A 21592-nucleotide genomic window follows, 5' to 3' on the forward strand; every position below is an offset into this window, starting at 1 on the left:
CCGGGTTCCTCAGAAGGCGTAGCGCGCGCGGGCCCGGGCGTCGCGGCGCTGCAGGTAGCCGATGACGGCGCTGCGCACGCGCTGGCGGAACCGGTCCCAGCGCGTCGGGTTGGTGATGATCTGCGCCTTGTAGAAGGAAGGGCACAGGACGGCGGCATGCGACACCTCGCCGCACAAGCCGCAGCCGACGCAGGAATCGAGTACGGTCGCGACCGGGTCGGTGCGCAGCGGATCGGGATTGGTCTTGATCGACAGCGAGGGGCAGCCGGACAGGCGGATGCACGAGTGGTCGCCCGTGCAGGTATCGGAATCCACGCCGAATCGATCGCGCACCACGCGCTTGCCTTCGGCGGCGGCCTTGCGCGCCAGCGGCTTCTCGCGCCGCTGCCGGTTCAGCATGCACTCGGATTGCGCCACCAGCACCTTGGGGCCCTGCTCCCTGGTGGTGAGCGCTTCGCGCAGCGCGTCGCGCATGCCCGCGACGTCATAGGTCCGGCGCAGCGTCTTCACCCAGTTCACGCCGACGCCGCGCACGGCTTTCTCGATCGCGTGGCCGGTGCTGCGCGACTGGTTCTGCGCCGTGGACGACAGGATGTCCTGGCCGCCGGTGGCCGAGGTGTAGCTGTTGTCGACCACGATGGTCAGGTTGTCGCTCTTGTTGAACACCGCGTTGGCGATGCCGCTGGTGAGGCCGTTGTGCCAGAAGCCGCCGTCGCCCATGACGCTGATGGCGCGCTTGTGCGAGGGCGCGTTCAGCGCGGCCGCCCCGGCGGCGCCCAGGCCGTAGCCCATCGTGGTGTTGCCGATGTTGAACGGCGGCAGGATGGAGAACAGGTGGCAGCCGATGTCGGCGCTCACGTGGTGCGGGCCCAGCTCGCGCTCCACCAGCTTCATGGCCGTGAAGATCGGGCGCTCCGGGCAGCCGGTGCAGAAGCCCGGCGGCCGCGGCGACACGCTTTCCCCCAGTGGCTTCAGCGGGATCACCTTGTGCGCCTGCACGGGCGCGGGCTGCGGCTGCAGGCGGCCGTAGCGCTCGAGGAAGGCCCGCACGCCCTTGAGCGTCTCGGCGGCGGTGTACTCGCCGGCCACCGGAAGCACGTCCTTGCCGTGCAGCGCGGTGGCGGAGCCGGCCTGGCGCAGGATGGTCGCGATGTTCTGCTCGATGAAGTTGGGCTGGCCCTCTTCCACCATGAGCACCGCGCGCTTGCCTTCGCAGAAGCGCAGCACCTCGGGGTCCACCACCGGGTAGGCCACGTTCATGCAGTACAGCGGGATGCGGCTGTTGCCGTACACGTCGGCGAAGCCCAGGCGCTCCAGGACGCGCACCAGCGTGTTGTAGGAGCCGCCCTGGACGATGATGCCGATCTCGTCGCTGCCCTCGGCGAAGAATTCGTTGAGCTTGTGCTCCTGGATGAACTTCACCGCGGCGGGCCAGCGCTGGCGCACCTTCTCCTGCTCGTGCACGAAGCTCGCGGGCGGCAGCACGATGCGGTCCACGTCGCGCTTCGGGTTGTCGACCGCGTCGGCGATGGTGAAGGACGGGATGCGGTTGTCGGAGGCGACGAACTCGCCGTGCACGTGGCAGGCGCGGATGCGCAACTGCAGCATCACCGGCGTGTGGCTGGCCTCGGAGAGCTCGAAGCCCGCCTTCACCGCCTGCACGATGCTGGGCAGGTTGGGGCGCGGGTCCAGCAGCCAGATCTGCGACTTCATCGCGAAGGCATGGCTGCGCTCCTGCATGATGGAGGAGCCCTCGCCGTAGTCCTCGCCGACCACGATCAGCGCCCCGCCCGTCACGCCGCCGGAGGCCAGGTTGGCCAGGGCGTCCGACGCGACGTTTGTGCCCACGGTGGACTTGAAGGTCACGGCGCCGCGCAGCGGGTAGTTGACCGAAGCCGCCAGCGTCGCGGCGGCCGTGGCCTCGCTGGCGCTGTTCTCGAAGCGGATGCCGTACTCGGCCAGGATGTCCTGCGCGTCGGCCAGCACGTCCATCAGGTGCGAGATCGGCGAGCCCTGGTAGCCGGCCACGTACGCGACGCCGGATTCGAGCAGCGCCTTGGTCACGGCGAGGATGCCCTCGCCACGGAAGGTCTCGCCCGCGCCCAGGCGCAGCTTCTTCACTTCTTCGACAAACGAACGCTCGGCCATTCAGATCCCCGGTATCGCCATCGCCCCACGCAGGAGGTGCGTATGAGTTCGGATTAGTTTAAGCTGGAACATATGAAAAGTCATGCGATTTCCAGCCCCGGGGAATCCCCTAAGTTGACGGACGAGGCCAAGTCGGATCCGGGTCGCCGCATGAGCCGGCGCGAACCGGCGCAGCCCTTCGTCGGGGCTTACCTGCCCGCGCTCCTGGCCCGGGTGCACGCCATCGTCTCGGGAGAGTTCCACGCCGTCGCGGCGACGCACGGTTGCGCGGCCGCCGAGTGGCGGGTGCTCGCCACGCTCGCGGAAGGACAGCCCGTGAGCATCGGCCGGCTCGCCGGGATCGTCGTGATGAAGCAGCCGACCCTCACGCGCGTGCTCGATCGCATGGTGGCGGCCGGACAGGTGGACCGCGTGCGCCATCCTGGGGACCGGCGCATCGTCCTGGTGAGTATCACGCCGGCAGGCCGGCAACTCGCGCGCAAGCTCGTGCCCCTGGCGCGCTCCCACGAACGGAGCCTCCTGCGGCCGCTCGGGCCGCGCCGCGCCGCCGGGATGAAGGCGGGATTGCAGCGGCTGATCGCCCTGCACGGGCCCGCCGCGGAAGACCACGCGGAACCCTAGCAGCCTCAGGCCGTCAGCACCGCGCGGCCGGCATGGCCGCGCATCGCGATCCATTCGAGCGCGCGGGCGGCCTCCTCCAGCGGAAACGTCGTCACCGCGAGCTGCAGCTCGCCGCGCTCGAGCATCTGCAGCAGCCGCGGTGCCGCGGCACGCCCTGCGGCTTCACGCCGCAACATGTTCAGCGGCAGCAGGGCCACGTCGCGCTGCAGCAGCTCCGGCAGGTCCAGCTGCGCCTGCGTTCCGCCCGCATAGCCCACCAGCACGGCGCGTCCGCCGGGAGCCACGCCGCGCAGGGCCAGGGGCAGCGCCGCGCCGCCCACGGTGTCGATGAGCAGCGGCGCATCCGCGCGCAGCTCGGAGGCCGGGATGCGCTCCGTGCCGGGCGGCAGGCGCCCGGCCTGCGCATCGTCGAACACGACCGCCACGGCCTGCGCGCCGGCCGCGCGCGCCAGCTGCAGCGTGATGGAGCCGACGGCGCCCGTCGCGCCGGTCACCAGCACGCGCTCGCCCGGGTGCACGTGCCCCACTTCGTGCAGCGCGACCCAGGCGGAGGTGCAAGGCGAGAAGAACGCGGAGCCCAGCGCGAAGGAGACCCCCGACGGCAGCGCGCCGAGCGCGTGGTCCGGTGCCTCGACCAGCTCGCGCCAGGTTCCGTCGCGCGCGATGCCGAGTCCCGCGCCCCGCAGCCAGACCCGTTCCCCGGGCTGGAACACGCTGCTGCGCACGACCACGCCGGCCGCCTCCACGCCGGGCACATAGGGCAGCGTCGGCCGCCGCAGGAAGCTCCCGCTCCACACGCTGCGGTCGATGTGCCCCACGGTCGCGGCATGCATGCGCACGAGGCTCAGGCCCGCCCCGCCGGCCGGATCCGGCACTTGCTCGATGCGGGGCGCCTCGCCCCAGGCGTGCACGCGCGCGGCCTTCATGCCTGGGCATCCAGGAAGGGCAGCACCGCCGCTGCGAAGGCTTCCGGCAGCTGGTCCGGGAGGGGCACCATGCCGCCCGGAATGTCGACGAACCGGGCGCGCGGCAGGACCTGCCGCCAGTGCACCGCATGCGGCGCGGCGAAGGGGTCGTCCGTCGCGCGGAGCACCAGCACCGGCTGCTGCACCACGGCGATGCGGTCCTCCATGCGATAGGAGGCGACGGCACGGTGACCCGCCTCCACGTCGCCACCCACCTTGAGCGCATCGAGAACGAAGGCGTGCAGCAGCTCGGGCCGGCCGGCCGGGTAGAAGCCCTGGCGCTTGCGCCACAGCTGAGCGAGGTGCGCGCCGTCCCCGCTTGCCTCCACCGCGTCGATCGGCGGCTGCCCGGCGCGCGCGCGGCGGAACGGCTCGTCGGTGTACGGCGTGGACGACAGCACGAGGGAGCGCACACGCTGCCCGTACCGCGCCGCCAGCTCGATGGCGATCACGCCGCCCGTGTGGTGGCCCACGACGTGCACGCGGGCGATGCCCAGCGCCTCCAGCAGTTGCGCGGCGATGGCGGCCCAGGCTTCGATCGAGGGCACGGCGGCCGGCGGGTCCGACGCGCCGAAGCCGGGGGTGTCCATGGCGATGGCCCGGTAACGCGCACCGAGCAGGGGCAGGACCTCGCGGTACTCCGCCCAGCTGCGCGGCGTCTGGTGCAGCAGCAGCACGGCGGGGGCGCCGCGCTCACCGCACTCCGCGTAGTGCACCTGGCCGTGCGGCAGGTCGACATAGGCGCGGCGGGGCTTCACGACAGCGTCCCGTCCCCGGGGGGATGCCACAGTCCCGCCTGGCGCAGCTGGCCCAGCACGCGCGACAGGACGTCCAGCCGGTAGGCTCCGACGTCGCGGCCGGCGTAGTCGAAGAAGCCGCTGCCCGTCTTGAGCCCCAGGCGCCCCTCTTCCATCATGCGGCCGACGATGGCCGGTGCGCGATAGCGCGCCGCATCGATGCTGCCGGCCATTTCGCGGCTCGCGTGGTGCAGGATGTCGCAGCCGCCGAAGTCGATGAATTCCACGACTCCCAGCGCCGCGAAGCGCAGGCCGAGGCCGAAGCGGGTGGCCTTGTCGATCTCCTCCGCCGTCGCGACGCCTTCTTCCACCATGCGCGCCGCCTCGTTCATGATCAGCGCCTGCAGGCGCGGCACGATGTAGCCCGGCGCCGGGCCGCAGACGACGGGCACCTTGCCGATGCTTTCCATCAGCGCGCGCGTGCGCGCCAGCACCGCCGCGCTCGTGCCGGGGTGCGTGCTCAGCTCCACGACCGGGATGAGGTAGGCCGGGTTGAGCCAGTGCATGTTGAGGAAGCGCCCGGGCCGGCGCACCAGTTGCGCGAGCTGCGTCACCAGGATGCTGCTGGTGGTGGAGGTGAGGATCGCGTCGTCGCGGCAATGCCGGTTCATCGCCTCGAAGGCATCGCGCTTGGCCTCCAGGGTCTCCGGCACGCCTTCGAAGACCAGTTCCGCGGCCGCGAGCGCCGCCGGTGCGCCGTCGGCGTCCACGAAGTCCACGCGCGACGCGATCTCGGGGATCTGCTCCTCACGGACGGCACCCAGCTTCGCGAGGCCCTGCAGCGCGCCGCGGATCTCGGCGCCCGCCTCCTCGTGCAGGGCCTGCAAGGCCCGGGGCGTGCGCCGCCGCAGGTCCACCAGGGCGATGCGGTATCCGGCATACGCGAAGCTGATCGCGATGCCGCGGCCCATGCGGCCGGCGCCGACCGCGGCAAAGCGGGGCCCGCTCATTCGCCCTCGTGCAGCAGTTGCTGCAGCGCCTTGCGGTCGAGCCGATGCAGTCCCAGCGCCTCGAGCGTCCGCGGCCCCTGCCGCAGGTCCCGCCCGAGATAGCCGCCGACGACGGCCAGCAGGCCGTGCGCGATCGGCGCATCCGCCTGCGCCCAGCGGGCCACGGAGGCGAGGAAGGCGAGCCCCAGCTCGGTGTCTTCGGTCACGTAGCGGTGCGCATGCAGGTCGATGTGCTCGCGCCAGTCACCGGACTTCACCAGCTTCCTGTGCGCATCGCCGTACATCCACTGGTCGTTGCGATAGTGGTCGGCCAGCGGGTAGTGCGGCGCCCCATAGCCCAGGGCCTCGCGGACGGCCACGCGTTCCTGGTCGAGCCGGTCGGTCACGGCGCGCACGGCGGGCTGCGTGCCCTCGTTGTGGATGTCCCAGCGCTCGAAGTGCTGCAGCGGCGCGGCATTCATCACGATCAGGGGCGGATGGATGATCGGGCCCGCGTTCATCAAGGCGCCCGAGAGCGCATCGCCGCAGCCGTGCACGCTCGGGTAGGCCCGGCGGATCACGGCGAGGGCCTGCTCCGACTTGCGCGCCGGATAGACGCCGGTGGGCAGGCGCACGGCGCGGATCGTCACGTTCACTTCCCGGTCGCCATGCTTGCGGGCGAGGTAAGGCAGGGTCCCCGTTTCGGCCCAGGCCACGTCGGCGCGGTTGCCGGCGGCCCGGACGATGCGCGACATGACGAAGCTGCCGAAGGTGCCCGGCGCCAGGAACACCACCTGGCCGTCCGCCAGGTAGGGGGCCATGGCACGGGCGATGTCCTCCTGCGCCGTCGCCGGCGAGGGAAGGACGATGAGCTCCGCCCCCCGCAGCGCCTCGCCCATGTCCGATGTCGCCCGGGCGATACGAACCTCGCGCGCCCCGTCCGAGTCCTTCAGCACGATGGAACCGCTGTCGATCACGGGCCGCAGCGCCGCCGCGTCGCGCCGCCACAGGCGCACTTCGTGGCCGGCTTCCGACAGGTCCGCGGCAGCGGCATAGCAGCCGTGGCCGCCGCCCAGGATGGCAATTTTCATCTCCGTTCGTCTCCAGATGCGGTGCGCGAAGCTTCGCCCGCTTGCGCAGCTACATTACTTTTCATATATTGAGCTGTCAACAATGAACTTGCCCCGCGAGGGCGCAAGGGCCCGCAGCACTCAGGGAAAGCGAGAATGGGGACATGAGCAAGGCCAAGCCCGTCGAGGGCTCGTTCGTCGATGGCTACCTGCCGGCCCTGCTGGCGCAGGCCAGTCACCTGATCTCGGGGGAGTTCCACCGGATCGTCACGCGCAAGGGCATGACCGTTTCCGAGTGGCGCGTCCTGGCGAGCCTGGCCGGGGCGGAGCTGATGAGCATCGGCGAACTGGCGCGGTCGTCGATCATGAAGCAGCCCACCCTCACCCGCGTGCTGGACCGGATGGAAAGCCGCGGCCACGTGCAGCGGGTCGCCCACGAAAAGGACAGGCGCGTCACCCTGGTGGCGATCACGCCCGCGGGATCACGGCAGGTTGCCGACCTGATCGAGCTGGCGAACGAGCACGAGCGCCGGGTGCTGGAGCCCTTCGGGATGGCCCGGTCGCAGGAACTGAAGAAGACTCTCCGGAAGATGATCGAACTGCACGAGAGCCTGGCGGAGGAAGGGCCGGAAGCGGAGGACCTCGAGAGCTGAGGGCCGCTGGGGCAAGGTTTCGCGCGCTTGGGCGCCGGACTCAGCCGCGGCAATACCCTTCGCCTGGCTTCACCACGAGGCAGTCGGTCTTGTCGGCGAGCCACTTCATGCCCGTCTCCGCGCCAGTGCCGGCGCGGATGGATTCGCCGGCTCCGTCCCTCTCGAAGGTGATGCGGTTTCCGGCGGGAGTCCCGTCGAAGGTGCGCGGACCATCCAGATTCCGGATCGTGATCCGGTACTTCTGGCCGTCAGCGGAAATGTCGAGGAACGTGCCTTCGGGTCCCACCCATCGGCCGATCCACCGATCCGTTGAGGCGCTCGGAAGGGCGCCGCGAACCGGCGCCGCAGCCGGATCGTTCCTGCCTTCGCAGGCCGCCAGGAGGCACAGACACGACAGGAGCAGTTGCCTTGACGCGCAGGGCTTACGCGCCATTCGCCGATTCCAGGGTGCGCTTCATGGCCGCGAGGCCTTGGTCGATCATGGCAGCGATGGCTGGCGCCATCTCATTGGGAAGCAGGTCGGCGATCCAGACGACGTTGCATGCCCCGCTCGCCACCGGAACGACCTGTGCCGAGGCGTTGTGGTGACTCAGGCTGCCGCCCTCGGCCGACCACGCGACCCTCTGGTCTTCTTCGCTGATGTCGACGATCCGTTCGCGAACGGTCATTCCGTTGGCGAAGGTGACGATCCGCGAGTCGCCTTCGAGCCTGCAGTCGGTGACGAATCCGACGACGAGCCGGGTGTGCAGCGCGCCTACATCGCGCAGCGCATCCCAGACCTCTGCCGAGGGCCTGTCGATGCGGACTTGCCGGCGAATGGATGCCATGGTGCCACCTCCACTCCGTGCGGGGACGAGCGCGAATTCGATTCTAGGCCGCCGGATACAGTCGATACCAGGCGACCAGGATGAGCAAGGCACAGAGTGTCCAGGCGAGTGTTGCCCATGCCAGAGTAGCGACCAATGCCAGCCGAACGCTGAGCCAGTAGACCGACGCCAGATACACGGCGTAGGGCACGAGCGACCAAAGACCGAACAGTGCGGTGGCACGCAAGTCGGCCGCCGAGCGCTCCGTCCCGACGATGTAGTGCGCGATGAGCGCGAAGGTCGGAAACAACGGCACGAGCCCCGCGACGAAGAAGCTTCGGGACCTGGACAGCAGCGCGATGATCAGCACGGCCAATGCGCCGAGCAAGCACTTGAGGAACAGCGAGAGCACCTGGCGCCTAAGGAACGGGGAAGTCGCTCGCCATTCTCACCCTGCGAGTCGAACTCGCCAACAAGGTGGATCGGCCGGTCGGGACGCTCTGGAACACACTACCCGTTTCCATTCTGCCGCTCCCATGACTCGACATCGCCGGCGGTGACCTCGAACAGAGGATGGCACTCGGGTGTTTCCACTGTGCGCCAGCGTCGCAGAGTCTCGGGGCTCCGTCTCGAGAGCTTGCCCATGAGGTGCTGCCACTCGTACTGCACCTGTCCCGCGGTCACTGCAATGGGCTTGTGCGGCTTCCCGATCACGATCTTCGCTTCGTCGAATGCGTAGTTGCGCGTGCGGGCTTCGGTGCACACGGCCGCCAGATAGGAGCCAATGGCCGCCACGGCGTTGCGCTGCGCGCGAAAGCGCTCCAACTGAGGGTGGGCCTTGTAGCCACGCGTGTGGCCTTGCAGTACCGCCTGCGCAAGAAGGGCCTCCCGCCAGAGCGCGACCAAGCCCTGCGGGTCAAGATACTTGGGGTGGAGCGACCAGAGACGCAAGCTACTTGACTCCGTGGTCCAAGGTGAAGGGGAATCGGCGGACCATGGCCTCAGCCAAGCTCCTCGGCCAGCGCGACGATGATGCCCTCCGGACCCCGGAGGTAGGCCAGCCGATGCGAGTTCTCGTACTGCATTTCGCCAATGAGCTCGGCCCCTTGGGCACGCATGTGCGCAACCAGGGCGTCGATGTCATCGACGGAGAACATGACGCGACGGAAGCCCAGCGTGTTGACCGGCACATCCACGGGCCCGAACCTGATCGCACTGGGCGTGTGAAACTTGTCCAGCTCGATTCCCTGCCCATCGGGAGTCCGCATCATCGCGAGAGTGGCCCGGACGTCCTCGAGTCCGATCAGGCGCCCGACCGAAGGCCCTTCAACGGTGGTCTCGCCTTCGAGCCTGAGACCCAGGTCGAGGAAGAACGCCTTGACGGCCTCGAGATCGTCGACAACGATGAGGACGTTGTCCATGCGTTTGATCGTCATATCCTTCCTTCGCCGTCAGTGTGGCTTCGATGCCCTCTTGACATGCCCCGGGTCACCCATGTCCGCGTGAACGTCACGCAGAGTCGCTTGTGTCCGCAGGGACCGCCTCCTGCTCGCTCGTCCCATCGCCCGCAACCCCCAACAGTTGATGCGCTCCCACGGCGATCACAGCGCCCGCGAGCTGTGCCAACACGAATCCCGGTGCGCTGGAGGGCGCGATTCCCGCAAAGCTGTCGCTGAACATCCGGCCGAACGCAGCCGCTGGATTGGCGAACGACGTGGATGCCGTGAACCAGTAGGCGGCGCCGATGTAGGCCGCGACCATGGCGGCAACGCGGGAAGCCGGTGCGCGCAAGATCACCAGCAGGAGCCCGAAGGTGGCCACGCCCTCGGCCACCCATTGCCCGATGCCCGTCCGCACCTTCGTCGAGAACTGCAGAATGGGCATGTCGAACATCGCATGCGCCAGCCACGCGCCCAGAATGGCGCCCGCCAGCTGGCACAGGATGTAGGGTGCCAGCATCGGCCAGGGGAGATTTCCGCGGCAGGCCATCGTGAGCGAAACGGCGGGGTTGAAATGCGCGCCTCCGATGGGCCCGAACAGCTCGATCAGGATGTACAGACCGCCCACCGTGGCCAGGGAATTGGCCAGCAAGGCAATGGCGACGTTGCCGCCGGCCAGGCGCTCGCCCATGATTCCGGAGCCGATGACCACCGCCAGCAGCATCGCCGTGCCCAGGAGCTCCGACGACAACTTCTGTGGAAGAGTCGCCTTCATCTCAGCTCGCGCAGATGGCGTCCAGGGCCTTCTGCAAGTCCGCGTCGTCCATGGTGTCGAGCGGCAATTGCAGCAGCTGCAGCATGCGGTACCCGATGGCCTGGCGAGTGAGCTCGAAGGCCTTCTTCCTCTCGCTCTCCGGCGCATTGGAGGGGTCCGGGTAGCCCCAGTGCACCTTGACCGGACTTCCCGGCCAGTACGGACACTGCTCGGCGGCCGCGCTGTCGCAGACAGTGATCACGATCCGCATCCGGGGCGCCTCCGCCTTGGTGAACTCGTCCCAGCTCTTGCTGTAGTAGCCCGCGGTGTCCACTCCGGCTTCCGAAAGTGATTCCACCGCGTAAGGATTGACACGACCGCTGGGAGCGCTGCCGGCGCTGTAGGCACGCACGTCCTTGCCGAGCTTCTTCGCCCAGTGATCCAGCATGCCCTCGGAGAGCACGCTGCGGGCGGAATTGTGCGTGCAGAGGATCAGGACGTTTGTGGTCATTTCGCGGGGATGGTTCGGACTTCCTTTGGCTGGCGAGACGGTCGAGGCGTTCGAGCGGCAGGGACAGCATTGATGCGCCACCGGTGCTTCATCATGGTGATCACGGGGTGCCTTGGAGACGGAGGTCAGCAGCGGCAATTCGCAGCCGCCGAATCAGCCGTGCACCCGGCGCCCTGGCAGCAGTTTTCGGTGAGGTACCCAAGCAAGGCGTTCATGTGGTCGAACGCGGCTCGGTAGATCAGGTTCCTGCTGGAACGCTCCTGGGTAATCAGCCCGGCGTTGGCAAGCTCCTTGAGGTGAAAGGACAGCGAGCTCGCCGAGATCCCGAGGCCCTCTGCCATCGTCGAAGGCGTCATGCCGCGCGGACCGGCGACCACCAGGGCGCGGAACACCTCCAGGCGGATGGGCTGCGCCAGGGCAGCCAAGGACTTCACGACCGAGGCTTGATCCATATTTCAATGATACTTGAACTCTGGGAATTATGGAGCAATACTGTGGGGCCAGCCAGGAAACCGACACAGGAGAAGCGCATGACCATGCATGAGAACGTCAAGGAAGTGGTCCGGGAACGATACGGCGCTGCGGCCGACCGGGTGACCCGCGGGGGCAGCAACGGCTGCTGCGGCGGCAAGGCAGCATCGCTGGACGCGGTGGATCCGATCACGTCGAATCTGTACGACGCCAGCCAGGCGGCCGACGTTCCCGAGAAGGCGCTGCTTGCCTCTCTGGGATGCGGCAACCCCACGGCGTTGGCCGAGCTCAAGCCCGGAGAAAGCGTCCTAGATCTGGGATCGGGCGGCGGCATCGACGTGCTGCTGTCGGCGCGGCGCGTCGGCCCTGAGGGGTTCGCCTTCGGATTGGACATGACCGATGAAATGCTCGCACTGGCCGGGGAGAACAAGCGCAAGAGCGGGCTGAAGAACGTGCAGTTCCTCAAGGGAGAGATCGAGCGCATTCCCCTGCCAGACGACTCCGTGGACGTGGTCATCTCCAACTGCGTGATCAACCTGTCCGCCGACAAGGACCGGGTGCTGCGGGAGGCATTCCGCGTCCTCAAGCCGGGCGGCCGCTTCGCGGTCTCGGATGTGGTGGTGCGCGGGGAGGTTCCCGACTCCATCCGTCGCAGCATGAACCTGTGGATCGGGTGCGTGGCCGGCGCGTTGTCACACGACGAGTACCTCGCCAAGCTGCAAGCCGCCGGGTTCGAGCAGGCGGCCATCGAGGTCACGCGCGTCTACTCCGTCGAGGACGCCCAGGCATTCCTGGCCCATGAAGGCGAGGAAGTCCAACAGCTGGCCGCGCAGGTGGACGGAAAGTTCGTGAGCGGCTTCGTGCGGGCGAGAAAGCCTGTGAGCGCGCCGGTCGCCAAGGGTGAAGGGAGGGCAAGCGCGCAGGCGAGCAGGCAGTCTTGCTGCTCGCCGGGGTGCTGTGGCAACTGAGCAGCCCGCTTCAGCTGCTGGTCTGCGTTCCAGGGCAGCAGCGTCTCAAACTCGGTTGATCCAGCGCGACCCCGCGCGGACCAGGTTCGGCCGTCGAGTTGTCGATCTCGATGCCGTAGTCCTTGATCCTCCTAGTCCCAGGTTTTCCCATTGACCACTCTCTCCGTTAGGTGAAAGTGTCAACGAAGGCGAGGCAAGCTCCCTCCCCGCCCGAGTGCAGCGCGTTGTTGGGCGACATGATCCCTCTCCGAGTCAGCGCGCGCGCCGGTAGTGCATGGCGACCGCGCCGCTGCGGAGCGGCTTCACCGAGACCAACTCGAGCCGTCGCGTGCTGCGTAGCCCGCTCTCGTACAGCGTCGGGCCGTGCCCCGCGATTCTGGGATGGACGAGCAACTTGTACTCGTCGATCAGATCCAGCCCGTCCAGCTCGGTCGCGAGCTTGCCGCCAGCGAGGAGCACGCCGTCCGGGGTCGCGTCCTTGAGCTTCTGCACGCCCGCGCGCAGGTCGCCGGCGACTTGGTGGCTGTTGGTCCACGGGAAGTCCTTTCGCGTCGACGACACCACGTACTTCGGCTTGGCCTCCAGCTTGACCGCCCACTCGCGCATCGCTGGCGGCGCTTCCGTGTCGCCGCGGGCGACCGCCGGCCAGTAGCTCTCCATCATCTCGTACGTGACGCGACCCCACAGCATCGCCCCGGCCTCGTCCATGAGGCGGGTGAAGAAGGCGTGTGTCTCGTCGTCAGCGATTCCTTCCTGGTGGTCGACGCAACCGTCCAGGGTGACGTTGATACTGAAGGTCAATAGTCCCATGGTGTCCTCCGTTCGAGATACTCGACGAGACGCCCAGCCGTCTGGCTCCAACTGATCGCTGCGAGGTTCCGAAGGCGCACAGTTCTACTGCAACAGCGGATGCACCGCAATCTTGTCGCCAATACACGAAACTTGCGGCAAGGCTTCAACACACGAGCGCAATTCGCGAGAAACGCTCCCCTGTGTCGCCTAGCGTGAAGATGACCGGCACCCGGTGGCAAGGCGCCGCGAGGTGCAGAATTTCCCATGGCGCCTCGCGGCGCCTTGCCGCTGAGTTCCCTCGTCGACCGGCCTGTTATACGGCGACATCCACGTAGTCGACCGTGCTCTCGCCTGGAGGGACAGGAAGACCGTCTTCGCGCAGTCCCTCAAGATGGAAGACGATCGCCTCGCGGATCTCGGATTCGACTTCTTCGAGCGTCGCGCCCGTAGCAATGCACCCCGGAAGATCAGGGACGTACGCAGAGTAGTTGTCCTCCGCCTTCTCGATCACGATCGCATAGCGCATCACAGCCTCACTTCAGCCCGGCTTGCTTCCGGATGCTGTTCAGGGTGCCAAGGGCCACATCGTCGCTGGGCTTACCCGGGACAGTCACGCGACCGGGCTTGGTCGGGTGCTTGAACTGCCGGTGACTCCCGCGAGTTGCGACCAGGTACCAGCCGTCTTCATGAAGCAGGCGAAGCACCTCGGCAATCTTCAATAAAGGATAGCAGGGAGGGCGTCGCGCTCCAAACCGGCCGTTCTCTCGCCGTATAACGTCGGAGTTGACCGGCACGTAGCGGCATTGCGCCGCGAGGCGTATGCTCCCGCGCACGGCTCGCGGCGCAATGCCGCCGCGTGTCCGCGTCGAACGACCTGTTAGCCCTCATCGTTCCCCCCGTCATCTAGGGTGAGCTCTTGTTCTTCCGCCCACTCCCGAAGCGTGGCTTCGACAGCTCGCGCTTCAAATTCGTACCACGACTGCAGAAGTCCGGCGCCTTCAAGAAGACTCTTGAACTGACCATACGCTCCGCGTCGCGCGAAGATACTTTCGACCCTAGCATGAGCTTCGGGTAGACGCTCGCGCACGAAACGAAACACCAACGGCTTGCCAAGATCGAGGTCGCGTTTACTCGGCACCGGAATGTACAGGCTCTCGTCTCCGACGTTTTCCGGCAATGCGTCCTCGCCCGCCCCGAACTCGCCCGAGGCCGTCGAAAGGAAGATCTGCCCGGTGGCACGGCTGACATAGGCCTCGGCCTCCATCTCAATGCCCGCGCTCACCCACTCGTACGCTTCGAGCAGTTCGGCAAAGCTGACAACGGGGGCCATTCGTGAGGGCTAACGTCGGAGTTGACTGGCGCGCAGTGGCATTACGCCGCAAGACGTATGCCCTCGCGCATGGCTCGCGGCGCAATGCCGCTGCGTGTCCGCGTCGAACAACCTGTTAGCCATCAACCCACCTCGACTTCCATGTAGCTGCCTGGCACTGCGCTACTTACAGCCTCCAGTACCTTGGCAGTCACTCCGCGAATACGGGGCCAGCTTGTGGTTGATAGAACGACAACCGCGAGGCGCCGGCCTGCGAGGTTCTGCTGGTACTTCAGATTCTTATCCGTCGTGAGCAGCACCTCAAAGCCGTGGCTCTCCGTGGCAGCGATCAGGGCACCGTTTTGGAGCGTACCCCAGCCCAATTCGAACGCGGTCTCAACAGAGTGTCCGACCAGCGCGTGGCGCAGAGGCGCCGGCGTACCTTGGTCGAACAGGACGCGCACTACGCGACGGCCGCAGCGCTCCGAGCAGCGTGCTCAAGAACAGCGCGGACTTGCTCCAGAGACACGCCGGGGAACCACTGCACGAAGTCCTCGATGGAAGCACCATCTTCCAGGTTCTCGAAGAGGGCAGCGACGGGCACGCGCGTGCCACGGAAGACCCAGGCGCCGCTCACACGGCTGGGGTCGTTTTCCACGGCGGAACAGCTGGACCAGTCGATCATGGCACTCATGCTAGCACTGACGCTCAGTGATGGCTAACGTAGAAATGACCGGCGGACAGTAGGCCCGCGAAAGCGGGCCGATCGGACGTCCGCGTCGATTGCCAAGTTAGGTCTCGCCATCACAGGTTGTGCACCTTACAGCACTGGGAGAGATCACCTAGCTTCAAGGAGATGAACGGATGATCCATGGAGCGAGGCGGGCGTGGGACGTCTAGTGGCACCAATTTCACGGACACGTTCTCCACCGCAAATGCATCCCCACGAGGTACTGCGAAACGGTACTCCCGTTGCCATGAGAAGTGCCTCGGTTTCCGCAGTGCAATGCGCTCCGGGAGGGCCCAGTCCACGATGGGAGGTTCGTGCAAGTCGTAGTAGCGAACATCGCCATGAACCAAATGGTGTGCGCGTATACGAGCGCGCAGTGAAAGCGCGGTGCGCAGACGGTGGAGGAAATGGACCGGTTTGTGAATCTCGACGCACACAGAAGTTCCAAACCGCTTTGCCGTTTCGGAGTTCAGCTCAGAGCTCACGCAAAAGACAAAGATGTCATCCTCGCGGGCCGTGGACTCCAGGGTGTGCGGAAGAGGGATCTCTTCGCCACTATCAACCATCCTCACCTTCAACCCACCCTGCGGCCGATGGGCGAGAGTGCCCTCGAACGGGTCTGCTCGGACCCCAGCGTCCTCGTAGTCCCGGTAGTACGAGAGCGACCGCATAAGCATGGAACCGTTTCGAAGGAACGATTGCAGATGCCGGGGGGCCATGTACCGGAACAGCGGTTGCATGCGAGATCTAACGTCGGAGTTGACCGGCACGCACCGGCAAGGCGCCGCAAGACGTATGCTCCCGCGCACGGCTTGCGGCGCCTTGCCGGTGCATGTCCGCGTCGAACGACTTGTTAGCTCGAATTAAGAGGCGGATTTGCAGATGACTACGCCTTGGCTCTCGACTTCCGCTTCGCCGTCGCCTTCGCGGTTGGAGGATTCTGGCAGCCGTCTTGTGCAGTCGCAAAGATCGAGTCAGCGAGTCGCGTTCCCGTGGACGCCAGCTTGGCAAGTACTCTAATCTGCTCGCGACATGCCAGTAGCTTCGTCTCAGTCGGGTAATTCAGCGCATGGTCGATTTCTCCCCAGGCTTCCTCGAAGAGCGTTCGAATTTGAATTTCACACGACAGATCCGCCGAGGCTTGCGGCTTGACTACGTAGTGGATGCTTGTGTAGTACGACTCACGAGTCATCGCCCGAAGGTTTAGGCTCTCAAAGTATGCGGTCGCCTCCGGGTCCCAGCTATATGCGACAGGGGGCTCGAACAAGTGCCAATAGCCCTGTTGGATATGCTGCTCGATGGCGCGATGAATCTCAGTGAACTGACGAGAGTACAGATGGATCACTCGCACTCCCGCCAGATCTGTGATCCTGGAGAACAGATTCTCCGGAGTAACTGGTCCGTCAACCCACTTCCGTTGTACCTTCTCTCGAAGGTGGTCTACGTCCTTGAGGCGTGACTTCACCGAGTGAACCAATGGAAGCGGCGGTGCGTTGAACTGGCGAGAGATCAGGAAGAAGTCAGTGACCTGCCTCCGAAAGTAGTCCAGCTCGTCCCGCCGTGCCAGGTAAGCCTCGACGACTGCATCCACCTGCGCTTTGCGCGGAGACGGAGGCTTTGGCTCCTTCACAGGTCCGCCTCCACCAATGCGGTTCTTTTCAGCACCGCCTGCGCGAACTTCGCGTAGGCGTCTTTGGTATCCAAGTACCTTTGACGATTCGGCCGAATGGTCGCTTGGTCGCTTTCCTCCAAGTCCTCGCGATCTGGCAGTTCCCACATGGGGCAGTGGTACTTCTGTGCATGCGCCGGAAAGGTGTTATGCGTGTGCATTACCGCGGTCTCACCAATGGGCTGCCTGAGGAGCTTTGCCGCGATGCCCTCGCTAAGCTCCTTGGGCACGTGCTGCGAGATCACGTCGGGAATCTGCTGAGCGTAGTTGTAGTGCGCTATCGCCATGTCCCACTTCGTTGCACCCGCACGAAGTTTGGCGTTGTAGATCGTATAGCCAAGGAAGCGCACGAACGTGTTCGGAAAGTGAGGCCTGCGCGATGCCGGGATCAGCGTGTACAGCGTCCGTAGCTCCGCATTCCATCGGGTTAGAGAATTGCCGATGTTTCTGACGCCATAAAGGCTGAACAAATCGGGCGCACAAGGAATCAGGAATGCATCAACCGTGCTGAGTGCCACCTTGTTCAACGGGCCAAGGCTGGGGGACGTATCTGCGATGGCGATGTCGTACCCGTGGTGTTCGGCGTACTCCGAAATCAGTCGCCGGATTTCGCTCAGGGTTCTCAGCGCCAGCGGCTGGCCGACGAACGCCTCGCTCCAGCGCCTCGCGACCATTTCCTCAAACATGTGCAGGGTGAGACGCCCCGGAATTAAGTCGAGATTCGGGGCCAGACGATACGGGGGTGGAAGCGTCTCAAGCTCGCCTGTACCTTCTTCCGCGGGCTTCAGAAGAAAATGAATGGTCCGCGGCTTTGAGCAAACAGTCTTGAATGCGCGTGCGGAAACCGTCTTTCGCGTGTCAGCAAATCCCGGTTCGTCAATGTAGGGGACTTCTGCATCCCAGATCTCCTGGATTGTCTCCACCGGCATGCAGTAGATCGACAGGTTGCATTGGGGATCAAGATCGACCAGGAGTACCTTGTGCCCCATCTTCGCCAACGCGTGAGCCAAATGGAACGTGAGAGTCGTCTTCCCTACACCGCCCTTGTTATTGAAGATGGAAATGATTTTGACTGGCATGGTGCTCGCCATGATACGCAGCTCTGCAATCGAAGGCTAGAGTCACGCAAGCAGTAGCCGCACCCCTCTGGCGACTTGTGGCAAATCGCCAAAACGCCAAGTGACGGTAGCGGCGGTCGTTCACAAGCAGCCTGAGAGCTAACGTGAAGATGACCGGCGGACAGTAGGCGGGCGAGAGCCCGCCAATAGGACGTCCGCGTCGATCGACCTGTTAGAGCGCACTCTGACCTGCCTTCGTGAGTACTGCAGCCGACAGAAACAGCGCCTTCGTTGCAACCGCCGGGCTGGCGTAGTCTATCGGCTTGCACGGCGTCTCAGCGAGCCACAGAGCCCGCTCGATCAGCGAACGCTCAGGCCAATAGTCTGAGCCATGTTGGAGCTGAAACAGGAACTCGTTAAGGGAACCAAGAACGCGCCGATTCGCGGTACGACCGACGCGTACGGATGCCATTTCGCGACGCTCCCTCTCAACTGCCGCCGCATCGACTCCCTAGAGCTCAAGCATAGTGCAAGCGCAGTCCACCACACGGGCCGCTAACAATCTCAAATCCTTCGCTGGAACGAGCACGGGCAGCAAGGTCCTCTCGCTGACGCAAAGGACAAGATGCTGCGGCCTCCGAACAAGAACGTTGGCATACCAATCGCCAAGCAACGTAGTGGGCTCCGCCTCGGGGCCGGGAGCAGCAGCCAGACCGCGGCCAAGAAGCTTTTGAGTGCAGCGGAGCGTAAACATGGCTCGATCGTGCGCTCTAACGTTGGAGTTGACCGGCGCGCAGTGGCATTGCGCCGCAAGACGTATGCTCTCGCGCACGGCTTGCGGCGCAATGCCGCTGCGTGTCCACGTCGAACGACCTGTTAGCCGGCACCGCCACCCTCACCTGTAGTAGCCTGGCGACTCTTGCCCAAGAGATCGCGTGCTCTTGCCTCGAAGGCATCGAAGTCAGCCGGAGTGGCAAACCCACCTGCGGGGATGTAGAGGCACGCAACCCCTCGGTACACCAGGTAGATGTACTGCTTCTCACGGACGATGTCCTGAACCATCGCCCAGGGCACGCGCGTAAGCCCCATCCCGCCTTCAATTGATATGGCGCTGGCATCGAGGCGGACAGTGTCCGGCGAAGTATTCGAGCCCCAAAGCTGCTGCATGCCGCGCGACCAGATGCGCCGGCTGGCAGCAGTCGCCAACAGACCGACTAGGAACGCCATGGCAAAGATGCCGACAAACCACCGACCGTAGGGAATGTTTCTCGCTTCGACGACTCTCCAAAGGGTGAAGATCCCCAGGGTGAAAATTAAGGAGTACGAGCCACTCAGAACGGAGAGCGCCCACCGATGCGGTAAGCGTGCCCACATGCTCCGCATGAGGAACTGGTTCGCGGCGCTAAAGTCCTTCGCGCTAAATTGAACGTGCCAAATGTCGCTCATGTGCGGGCTAACGTCGGAGTTGACCGGCACGCAGCGGCATTGCGCCGCGAGACGTATGCTCACCCGCACGGCTTGCGGCGCAATGCCGCTGCGTGTCCGCGTCGAACGACCTATTAGCCCTCATCCCCAAGCCTCCCGATCCAATATGTCGGCCGCCGGCGGTTGTGTGCGACGGCATGAATGAGGACGCCGTAATCGGTCTCGGTGTACACGAGTGAGAACGGGAATGTCGCAAGGAGGCGCCGGCGTGCTACTCCGGCGACGGGTGCGCCAGATTTGGGGGAAGAAGCTGCAAGCTCCGCAGCCGCCTCGACTTCGGCGCGAAAGCGAGCCCCAAGACCCGTGCGGCGGCTTTCGTAATATGAGATCTCAGCCAGAAGCTCGGCTCGAGCAAGCGCGGTAAAGCGCGCCTGCTTCACGGGGCAATACGACGGGCTTCGGCGAAGACGTCTTCGGCAGAGAAAGTCTCGACTTCCCCGCGCTCAAACGCTTCCACTCGGCGTCGAATCTCGTCTTCCCAAGCGGCTTCGACTTGCGCGATCGGCTCTTCGTGCAGTGAATCGAGGAGAAGCTCCACCAAGCGGACGCGCTCCTCCGGCCCCAAGGACCTGGCGCGTTCCACGAGATCTGCAACAGGGTCAGCCATAAGGTGCTCCACGACTCCACTCATGATACGCCGACCGCTTCCGAGCGCCACCCTGGTGAGGGCTAACGTTGGAGTTGACCGGCACGCACCGGCAAGGCGCCGCCGGACGTATGCTCCCGCGCACGGCCGGCGGCGCCTTGCCGGTGCGTGTCCGCGTCGAACGACCTGTTAGGCATCGCTGGCACCGGGCTTACGGACCTGGAGGAAGACCGAGTGCTTGGTTGACCCCCCTCTCTCCAAACTGTTCGATGCGCTTCCACTGGAGGGCGGCCGAGTCGTCGCCAAGGCTCAGAAGGTGCCTCCTGATGTTCTTGAAGTCCTCAGCGGACCAGACGTGGGTTTCGGCTCGGACGACGAGACCGGCTGTGTGTGCCTGCCAGAGCTGTGTTTGAAACGAGCGCGGATTAATTCCTCCACCGTAGGTCTCCCGCACGCGGTGCATGGCGAGGAAGGGTGTCTTCGCGTAGAAACATGCGGCATCGATTCGAGAGGTCACTTGACCGATATGTCGTCCGGCACTGGTCGGTTCTCTTCCGACGGCGACCGCTGCGTCAGAGTAGGTCATGTGAAACGCTGGGTCAGCCAATATCTTGGCCTCAAGGTGTGCGAGAAGAGCGACAGCGTCTGCATGCTGGATATCGGCAGCCACAAGGTCTCCAGGTTCCTAGGCGAAGGTGAGCGACGGTTTGAATTGTGATGCCTAACGTCGGAGTTGACCGGCACGCAACGGCATTGCGCCGCGGGGCGTATGCTCACCTGCACGCCTCGCGACGCAATGCCGTTGCGTGTCCGCGTCGAACGACTTGTTAGGACGCACTTGACACTCGCGTGTAGGTGTAAGTCTTCTTGGCCAATTCGTCGCTGCAGTCAAACTTCATCGCACTGAACTCCGCGACCTTGCATGTGAAGAAGGACTGTTGCAGGCTCCCCAGAGCCTTACCGTCCTCGACCTGCGTATTCAGCTTGAACAGGCCCTCTGTCACATACCAGGGGCCTGAGAGCCTTGACTCTCGAAAGCCCTGCTCTCCGTTTACCATTTCGACGGCAAAAAACTTGCCGTCATCGCTCAACCTAACAGTGCCTTGCACAGCCCGTTCGAATTCGTCCTTGTATTCGAACCGCCAGCTGCCTACGAGCTTCGCCTTGAGGTCGACATCCGCCGAGCCATGCGGAGGCGCGCAAGCGATCAACATGCTTCCGCCTAAGATCGTCATTAGACAACGGAGCATCGTGCGTCCTAACGTCGGAGTTGACCGGCGCGCAGCGGCAGGGCGCCGTGAGGCGTACGATTGCGCGCGCGCCTCGCGGCGCCCTGCCGGTGCGTGTCCGCGTCGAACGACCTGTTAGACCGCAGAGGCGACTTGGTCCTCATTCAGCAGCCTCCTGGCGCAACGCATAAAGCCATTCGGGGTATGCGTCATTCTCGGCATAGAAGATGACTGCCTCAACGCGCTGCTCCGAGGTGAGTCGAGCGCCGAGACCATCCAACACGGCGTCGAGCGCCACGGAGACTTCTAAGAAATACTCGTACCCCGCAGAAAGAGCGGCGCTGGGAATGCGATAGTCCTCCGTCAGCTCCACGAGCTCCGCCTCCGCGTCCGCTGACCACGGCCGCTTCGCGACAATGCACCACTCGTCGTCCAGCGTCTCAAGCTTGGCGATAACCTCGAACAGTTTCATGCGGTCTAACGAATAGCGTTTATCTGCCGCCGCGCAGCATCGACAACCACGGACCCTCCCTGCGGCAGATAAACCTTGTTGGACTAAACCGCCGAGGCACGGCGGCGCTATTGGGCAGTGTAAGGTTTGG

General features: G+C 65.2%; 29 protein-coding genes and 1 pseudogene. 4 read left to right on the forward strand and 26 right to left on the reverse strand.

Annotated elements, in window-relative coordinates; genetic code table 11:
* Positions 1 to 9: 9 nt before the first annotated feature.
* Positions 10 to 2148: a thiamine pyrophosphate-dependent enzyme gene (locus tag JJ685_RS22430; protein ID WP_201676559.1), complete on the reverse strand. Its 2139-nt coding sequence runs from the start codon at positions 2146 to 2148 to the stop codon at positions 10 to 12.
* A gap of 150 nt (positions 2149 to 2298) precedes the next feature.
* Between JJ685_RS22430 and JJ685_RS22435 the strand changes: the two genes are divergently transcribed.
* Positions 2299 to 2769: a MarR family winged helix-turn-helix transcriptional regulator gene (locus JJ685_RS22435; protein WP_201676560.1), complete on the forward strand. Its 471-nt coding sequence runs from the start codon at positions 2299 to 2301 to the stop codon at positions 2767 to 2769.
* Between the two features lie 5 nt (positions 2770 to 2774).
* Here JJ685_RS22435 and JJ685_RS22440 read toward each other — a convergent pair whose 3' ends face one another.
* From JJ685_RS22440 to JJ685_RS22455, 4 genes are read right to left on the reverse strand one after another with little or no spacing between them, the layout of a single operon-like run.
* Positions 2775 to 3695: a quinone oxidoreductase family protein gene (locus JJ685_RS22440; RefSeq protein WP_201676561.1), complete on the reverse strand. Its 921-nt coding sequence runs from the start codon at positions 3693 to 3695 to the stop codon at positions 2775 to 2777.
* Positions 3692 to 4492 (reverse strand): alpha/beta fold hydrolase, encoded by an 801-nt coding sequence (locus tag JJ685_RS22445; protein ID WP_201676562.1) that lies wholly within the window; start codon positions 4490 to 4492, stop codon positions 3692 to 3694. The genes JJ685_RS22440 and JJ685_RS22445 overlap by 4 nt, the downstream gene beginning before the upstream one ends.
* Complete coding sequence (locus tag JJ685_RS22450; protein ID WP_201676563.1) at positions 4489 to 5481, reverse strand: 3-hydroxybutyryl-CoA dehydrogenase; 993 nt, start codon at positions 5479 to 5481, stop codon at positions 4489 to 4491. Before JJ685_RS22450 ends, JJ685_RS22445 begins: the two co-directional genes overlap by 4 nt.
* Positions 5478 to 6551 (reverse strand): NAD/NADP-dependent octopine/nopaline dehydrogenase family protein, encoded by a 1074-nt coding sequence (locus tag JJ685_RS22455; protein WP_201676564.1) that lies wholly within the window; start codon positions 6549 to 6551, stop codon positions 5478 to 5480. Before JJ685_RS22455 ends, JJ685_RS22450 begins: the two co-directional genes overlap by 4 nt.
* Before the next feature lie 143 nt (positions 6552 to 6694).
* Between JJ685_RS22455 and JJ685_RS22460 the strand changes: the two genes are divergently transcribed.
* Positions 6695 to 7183 (forward strand): MarR family winged helix-turn-helix transcriptional regulator, encoded by a 489-nt coding sequence (locus tag JJ685_RS22460; protein WP_201676565.1) that lies wholly within the window; start codon positions 6695 to 6697, stop codon positions 7181 to 7183.
* Positions 7184 to 7223: 40 nt separating this feature from the next.
* Here the strand turns inward: JJ685_RS22460 and JJ685_RS22465 are convergent, their stop codons facing one another.
* The 8 genes from JJ685_RS22465 to JJ685_RS22500 all read right to left on the reverse strand — a co-directional run bounded on the left by JJ685_RS22465 (position 7224) and on the right by JJ685_RS22500 (position 11145).
* Positions 7224 to 7616, reverse strand: a complete 393-nt coding sequence (locus tag JJ685_RS22465; protein WP_201676566.1) for a hypothetical protein — start codon at positions 7614 to 7616, stop codon at positions 7224 to 7226.
* Positions 7606 to 8010, reverse strand: a complete 405-nt coding sequence (locus tag JJ685_RS22470; RefSeq protein WP_201676567.1) for an SRPBCC family protein — start codon at positions 8008 to 8010, stop codon at positions 7606 to 7608. The genes JJ685_RS22465 and JJ685_RS22470 overlap by 11 nt, the downstream gene beginning before the upstream one ends.
* Before the next feature lie 43 nt (positions 8011 to 8053).
* Positions 8054 to 8401, reverse strand: a complete 348-nt coding sequence (locus JJ685_RS22475; RefSeq protein WP_201676568.1) for a GlpM family protein — start codon at positions 8399 to 8401, stop codon at positions 8054 to 8056.
* Positions 8402 to 8499: 98 nt separating this feature from the next.
* Positions 8500 to 8940 (reverse strand): pyrimidine dimer DNA glycosylase/endonuclease V, encoded by a 441-nt coding sequence (locus JJ685_RS22480; RefSeq protein ID WP_201676569.1) that lies wholly within the window; start codon positions 8938 to 8940, stop codon positions 8500 to 8502.
* Between the two features lie 50 nt (positions 8941 to 8990).
* A complete protein-coding gene (locus JJ685_RS22485) occupies positions 8991 to 9425 on the reverse strand; it encodes a VOC family protein (protein ID WP_201676570.1) in 435 nt (144 codons plus the stop codon).
* Positions 9426 to 9498: 73 nt separating this feature from the next.
* Positions 9499 to 10203, reverse strand: coding sequence for an aquaporin (locus JJ685_RS22490; protein ID WP_201676571.1), 705 nt, complete (start codon positions 10201 to 10203; stop codon positions 9499 to 9501).
* A 1-nt stretch (position 10204) separates the two neighbouring features.
* Complete coding sequence (locus tag JJ685_RS22495; RefSeq protein ID WP_201676572.1) at positions 10205 to 10693, reverse strand: arsenate reductase ArsC; 489 nt, start codon at positions 10691 to 10693, stop codon at positions 10205 to 10207.
* Positions 10694 to 10818: 125 nt separating this feature from the next.
* Positions 10819 to 11145, reverse strand: coding sequence for an ArsR/SmtB family transcription factor (locus JJ685_RS22500; RefSeq protein WP_201676573.1), 327 nt, complete (start codon positions 11143 to 11145; stop codon positions 10819 to 10821).
* A gap of 78 nt (positions 11146 to 11223) precedes the next feature.
* Between JJ685_RS22500 and JJ685_RS22505 the strand changes: the two genes are divergently transcribed.
* Positions 11224 to 12132 carry an arsenite methyltransferase gene (locus JJ685_RS22505; protein ID WP_201676574.1) on the forward strand — a complete coding sequence of 303 codons (909 nt, stop codon included), beginning with the start codon at positions 11224 to 11226 and terminating at the stop codon, positions 12130 to 12132.
* A gap of 252 nt (positions 12133 to 12384) precedes the next feature.
* On the opposite strand, the gene JJ685_RS22510 is transcribed toward JJ685_RS22505, so the two are convergent.
* The 11 genes and pseudogenes from JJ685_RS22510 to JJ685_RS22555 form a co-directional block, all read right to left on the reverse strand.
* Entirely contained in the window at positions 12385 to 12942 is a 558-nt protein-coding gene (locus JJ685_RS22510; protein ID WP_201676575.1) for a dihydrofolate reductase family protein, read from the reverse strand.
* A 295-nt stretch (positions 12943 to 13237) separates the two neighbouring features.
* Positions 13238 to 13450 (reverse strand): type II toxin-antitoxin system HicB family antitoxin, encoded by a 213-nt coding sequence (locus tag JJ685_RS22515; RefSeq protein ID WP_201676576.1) that lies wholly within the window; start codon positions 13448 to 13450, stop codon positions 13238 to 13240.
* Between the two features lie 7 nt (positions 13451 to 13457).
* Positions 13458 to 13643 carry a type II toxin-antitoxin system HicA family toxin gene (locus tag JJ685_RS22520; protein WP_201676577.1) on the reverse strand — a complete coding sequence of 62 codons (186 nt, stop codon included), beginning with the start codon at positions 13641 to 13643 and terminating at the stop codon, positions 13458 to 13460.
* Between the two features lie 158 nt (positions 13644 to 13801).
* A complete protein-coding gene (locus JJ685_RS22525) occupies positions 13802 to 14254 on the reverse strand; it encodes a hypothetical protein (RefSeq protein WP_201676578.1) in 453 nt (150 codons plus the stop codon).
* A 442-nt stretch (positions 14255 to 14696) separates the two neighbouring features.
* Entirely contained in the window at positions 14697 to 14918 is a 222-nt protein-coding gene (locus tag JJ685_RS22530) for a DUF433 domain-containing protein (protein WP_201676579.1), read from the reverse strand.
* 931 nt (positions 14919 to 15849) lie between these two features.
* Positions 15850 to 16554: a RelA/SpoT domain-containing protein gene (locus JJ685_RS22535; RefSeq protein WP_201676580.1), complete on the reverse strand. Its 705-nt coding sequence runs from the start codon at positions 16552 to 16554 to the stop codon at positions 15850 to 15852.
* Between the two features lie 35 nt (positions 16555 to 16589).
* Positions 16590 to 17711: a ParA family protein gene (locus JJ685_RS22540; protein WP_201676581.1), complete on the reverse strand. Its 1122-nt coding sequence runs from the start codon at positions 17709 to 17711 to the stop codon at positions 16590 to 16592.
* A gap of 211 nt (positions 17712 to 17922) precedes the next feature.
* Positions 17923 to 18444, reverse strand: a pseudogene (locus JJ685_RS30485) (DUF6933 domain-containing protein).
* Positions 18445 to 18566: 122 nt separating this feature from the next.
* Positions 18567 to 19136, reverse strand: a complete 570-nt coding sequence (locus JJ685_RS22545) for a YcxB family protein (protein WP_201676582.1) — start codon at positions 19134 to 19136, stop codon at positions 18567 to 18569.
* Between the two features lie 113 nt (positions 19137 to 19249).
* Positions 19250 to 19555, reverse strand: coding sequence for a type II toxin-antitoxin system RelE/ParE family toxin (locus JJ685_RS30490; RefSeq protein ID WP_201676583.1), 306 nt, complete (start codon positions 19553 to 19555; stop codon positions 19250 to 19252).
* On the reverse strand, positions 19552 to 19782 hold the full coding sequence (locus JJ685_RS22555; protein WP_201676584.1) for an addiction module protein: 231 nt from the start codon (positions 19780 to 19782) through the stop codon (positions 19552 to 19554). Before JJ685_RS22555 ends, JJ685_RS30490 begins: the two co-directional genes overlap by 4 nt.
* 217 nt (positions 19783 to 19999) lie before the next feature.
* Here JJ685_RS22555 and JJ685_RS22560 point away from each other — a divergent pair, with 217 nt between their 5' ends.
* Positions 20000 to 20479: a hypothetical protein gene (locus JJ685_RS22560; RefSeq protein ID WP_201676585.1), complete on the forward strand. Its 480-nt coding sequence runs from the start codon at positions 20000 to 20002 to the stop codon at positions 20477 to 20479.
* A gap of 109 nt (positions 20480 to 20588) precedes the next feature.
* Here the strand turns inward: JJ685_RS22560 and JJ685_RS22565 are convergent, their stop codons facing one another.
* Together JJ685_RS22565 and JJ685_RS22570 are read right to left on the reverse strand one after the other, a co-directional pair.
* Entirely contained in the window at positions 20589 to 20975 is a 387-nt protein-coding gene (locus JJ685_RS22565) for a hypothetical protein (protein WP_201676586.1), read from the reverse strand.
* A 175-nt stretch (positions 20976 to 21150) separates the two neighbouring features.
* Positions 21151 to 21462, reverse strand: a complete 312-nt coding sequence (locus JJ685_RS22570; RefSeq protein WP_201676587.1) for a DUF7716 domain-containing protein — start codon at positions 21460 to 21462, stop codon at positions 21151 to 21153.
* Between the last annotated feature and the right edge of the window lie 130 nt (positions 21463 to 21592).

The sequence above is a fragment of the Ramlibacter monticola genome, from assembly GCF_016722785.1.
Classification (GTDB): Bacteria; Pseudomonadota; Gammaproteobacteria; order Burkholderiales; family Burkholderiaceae_C; genus Ramlibacter; species Ramlibacter monticola.